Origin of the sequence: Bradyrhizobium sp. (assembly GCF_049581145.1) — a bacterium.
Taxonomy (GTDB): domain Bacteria; phylum Pseudomonadota; class Alphaproteobacteria; order Rhizobiales; family Xanthobacteraceae; genus Bradyrhizobium.
The window spans coordinates 1-3,440 of sequence record NZ_JBAURI010000964.1 but is presented as its reverse complement, the minus strand read 5'-3'; the positions used below and the strand labels follow the sequence as shown (position 1 = coordinate 3,440).

Sequence of the window (3,440 nt, the reverse complement as noted above, 5' to 3'; positions counted from 1 at the left end):
CTCCAGGCCGGCTGTTTCCAGCGCCGAACCCAGGGCGCAGGCCGTTGGCGCCGTGTGACAGGCTTGCAGGATCGCGCAATGTTACCGCGATTTAATGTTGCGCTTGATGCTCATCAAGCGCTGGGTGCGACCGAGGGCCCATCGTAAGGTCTTCGACAGGAGAACGTTCATGTTGCGTAAAACGATCATCGCCCTCGTCGCGATCACAATAGCTGGCTGCGCACTGCCATCCGGTGCATCAGCCCACGGCGCGGGCGGGGGTGGCGGCGGCCATGGCGGCGGAGGTAGCTTCGGCGGCCATGGGGGCGGAGGCTTTGGTGGCCACGCTGGCGGCGGCTTCGGTGGCTTCCACGGCGGCGGCTTCCATGGATTTCACGGCGGTGGCTGGGGTTTTGGGGTCTATGGGCCGTACGGGTATGATTACCCCTACGGCTATTACCCGGATGACGAAGACAACGATGTGGTCTGCTACGTGCGCCGGCAGCGGGTTCACACCCGACATGGATGGTTCATCCGTCGGATCCGCTTTTGCGAGTAAAATCGTAAGACATCAACCCGCCGGCTCGCGCCGGCGGCCCAGCATGGCCTGCTGGATGGCGCAGCCGGCCATCGCGCACCGCGAGCCCCGCCGGATGACGGCCAGACCTCAGGCGACCTTAACGCCGGTCAACTCGGCGATCTTCCTGGCGTGAGCGACCGCGGCCAAGGCGCCGGTCGTCTTGGTCATGAGGTCGAGGGTCTCGTCGTCGTCGCCGACCGGCGTCAGCGCCGGGTCCATATATTTGCCGGCATCGCGGTCGCGCATGATCGCGCTTTGCCAGATCAGCAGTCGGACGGCTGCTCGGATCAGGATTGCGTGCTTGACCAGGGTCTCCCAGCACAACCGCGGCCAGAACGACCAGGCGTTCTCACGCGCCAGACCGGGCCGGCGCTCCGAGGGATGCTTGAGGCGGAGGATGCCGCCCTGCAGCGGGTGGACGTTTTCGAGCCGGTCGGTGGTCGAAAAGGTCAGCAGATATTTTGCCAGATTGCCGATCGGCACCCCCACGGCGGCGGCACGCCGCAGCAGGGTTTTCATGTGCGCCGGCGTGTAATAGAGCAGCCAGGCCTCATGGTAGATGTCCTGCCACTGCTTTGCGCTCATCTTCGCATGGGCCGTGCAGACATGTTCGACGTCGTAGCGGTTGAGGTCGCCGTCCATCGCGACGCCGTTCCTCCAGAGCGTCTGGTGATCCTCCGAACCGGGGAGCGGTGTCAGGCAGAAAAACTCGAGCAGGTCGATCGGCAATTCCTGCTGGATGATGGCGATATCGCGCCTGATCGTCTCCGGCGTGTCGGCTGGAAAGCCCAGAATGTAGCCGGCGATGGTCAGGATGCCCTGTTGTTTCCAAGCCAGCAGCATCTTGCGGTATTCGGTGATCTTGTTCTGCCGCTTCTTCGCCGCCGCCAGATTGTCGGGGTTGATGTTCTCCAGCCCGATGAAGACCTTGTTGACGCCGGCGCGCTTGGCCTTTTCGATGAAGTTCGGAATCCTGTGGCATAGCGTGTCGACCTGGATCATGAGGCCGAGCGGGATGCCCTCGCGCTCACGCAGCTCGATCAGGCGGTCGAAGGTTGCCTCCCATTCCTTGTTGCGCGCGAAATTATCGTCGGTGATGAAGAATTTACCGATGCCCTGCGCCCAATTGAGGCGCACGAGGCGCTCGATATCGTCGGCCGAACGATAACGCGATTTGCGGCCCTGCACATTGATGATCGTACAGAACGAGCACTGGTAGGGGCAGCCGCGGCCCGCGTCGAAACTGGAGCTGGCGCCGAGCGTGCGCTCGATGTATCGCTTCGGCAGGAACGGCACCGGCATGCCCTCCATCCCCGGCAAATCCTTCATGTAGTTGTAGACCGGCGCGAGCCGCCCCGCGGCCACGTCGGCAAGGACCGCTTCGAGCCGTCCCTCGGCTTCGCCGGCAAAGATCGCGACACCCATCTCGCCGCAGGCATCGAGATCAACCGCGTGGCCGTCCAGCATCGACAGGCATCCCGAGACATGAAAGCCGCCGATGAGCACGGCAATTCCGGCGGCCCGGAACGGGCGTGCGATATCGAGGGCGCGGGGATATTGATTGGATTGAACGCCGACCAGCGCCACGCATCCGAAGTCGTCATGGCGCTTGAATCGGGATACCAGTGCCGGGATATCGACACGTGTGTTGGTCTCGTCGATCACTTCGATGTCGATCGTGACGTCCGGTCCAAGCACTCGCCGCTCGGCGCAATCGGCAGCGATGCCATAGACGGCGGCAAGCGAATTTGACGGCGTCATCGCCCGCCACCATCGGATCACGTATCCGTCGTCGTCGTAATGTGACGGCTTGATCAGAATGAGCTGAAAACGTCGCCTGGGCGCCACGATGGGCTGCGGCACTAATTATCTCCAAAATAATGGCTTGAGCGCGTTAACATGGCGGCCGGCGAAAAGCACATGACTATTTGTTCAGGCGTCGTTCGATGACGATCGCGATAGTCTGCGCTCAGCAGCGCCGGAGCCGGGGGATTCGCGCCTAATTGTGGTCAGCCCCCCTATTCCCGGCCCGATGATGATATTTGCGTTGTGGCGAGCGGCCCCGCACAGCTTCAGGTGCAGCCCGATCGACCGGCTGTTTCGTATCGTTCTCTCGAGATCACGGGGCGGAAGATCAGGCGGCTGCCGGCCGGCTGCCGCGACATCGACCTGTCGGACCTGGACAGGGCAGGCCCGCGCAACGCTGCAGGCACAGTCGGACAGGAATCGGTCTGCCAGCAGGTCGACGACGTCGTCCTCCGTCCCGATGTGACGGACCGGGCTGCGACAGAGCGACGCAATCCCGCACGGCGACCGTCGCGGTTCCGGCGAAATTACCGCGGGTCGGAGCGACCCGGCGTCGCGGAGGGTCGGCAGTTAGGGTGCCGCCATCGTGCAATTCGTTCGTCGGGTAATCGGCCCGCGCGAAGAAGATCCGGCGCTGGTTAGCGAGATCCGATATTTGTTGTTTTTACAATATACTTCGCCCGGAGGCCGCTGACGGGCCAATCCGCCACAGCGCAAAGAGCGGACGCGAATGCACGTCCGATGATGAACTCCGCGATAGAAGCAAGCTCATCCTGACGAACCGATCGCGCATATCGGGGAGCCTGTCATCAGGCCGCGGGCGGCGCCGAAGCGCCGACCCGCTGTCTCGGATCGCGGTTCGCTATCTTTGATGACCCAGTCCGATCCCGAGCTTCAAGGCCTTCTGTCGCAGCGAGCCCTCCGAGCGCTTCATCAATTTCGCCAGTTTCGTGACCGGCGTTCTGGCTTTGGAATGCATCTTCAACAGCTTGATATCAGCTGCGGTATATTCCTTGCGGGCGATCTTTTTCTTGACTGCTTTCTTGGCCACTTCCATCTCCAATCTGATAAGGAG

At 62.4% G+C, this 3,440-nt stretch carries 3 protein-coding genes; 1 reads left to right on the top strand and 2 read right to left on the bottom strand.

Annotated features, from left to right (window positions below; all coding sequences use genetic code 11):
- The first annotated feature begins 169 nt into the window (after nt 1-169).
- A complete protein-coding gene (locus WCB02_RS31455) occupies nt 170-538 on the top strand; it encodes a hypothetical protein (RefSeq protein WP_423964281.1) in 369 nt (122 codons plus the stop codon).
- 108 nt (nt 539-646) lie between these two features.
- Here WCB02_RS31455 and WCB02_RS31450 read toward each other — a convergent pair whose 3' ends face one another.
- The gene (locus WCB02_RS31450) at nt 647-2,422 is read right to left on the bottom strand and encodes a B12-binding domain-containing radical SAM protein (protein ID WP_423964279.1); all 1,776 of its coding nucleotides are present in this window, start codon (nt 2,420-2,422) and stop codon (nt 647-649) included.
- 805 nt (nt 2,423-3,227) lie between these two features.
- Nucleotides 3,228-3,422, bottom strand: a complete 195-nt coding sequence (locus WCB02_RS31445) for a hypothetical protein (RefSeq protein WP_423964283.1) — start codon at nt 3,420-3,422, stop codon at nt 3,228-3,230.
- Between the last annotated feature and the right edge of the window lie 18 nt (nt 3,423-3,440).

Bases quoted from the DNA above. Each gene is read 5' to 3' on its own strand.
- WCB02_RS31455 (WP_423964281.1), top strand. From the start codon at position 170: ATGTTGCGTAAAACGATCATCGCCCTCGTCGCGATCACAATAGCTGGC.
- WCB02_RS31445 (WP_423964283.1), bottom strand. From the start codon at position 3,422: ATGGAAGTGGCCAAGAAAGCAGTCAAGAAAAAGATCGCCCGCAAGGAA.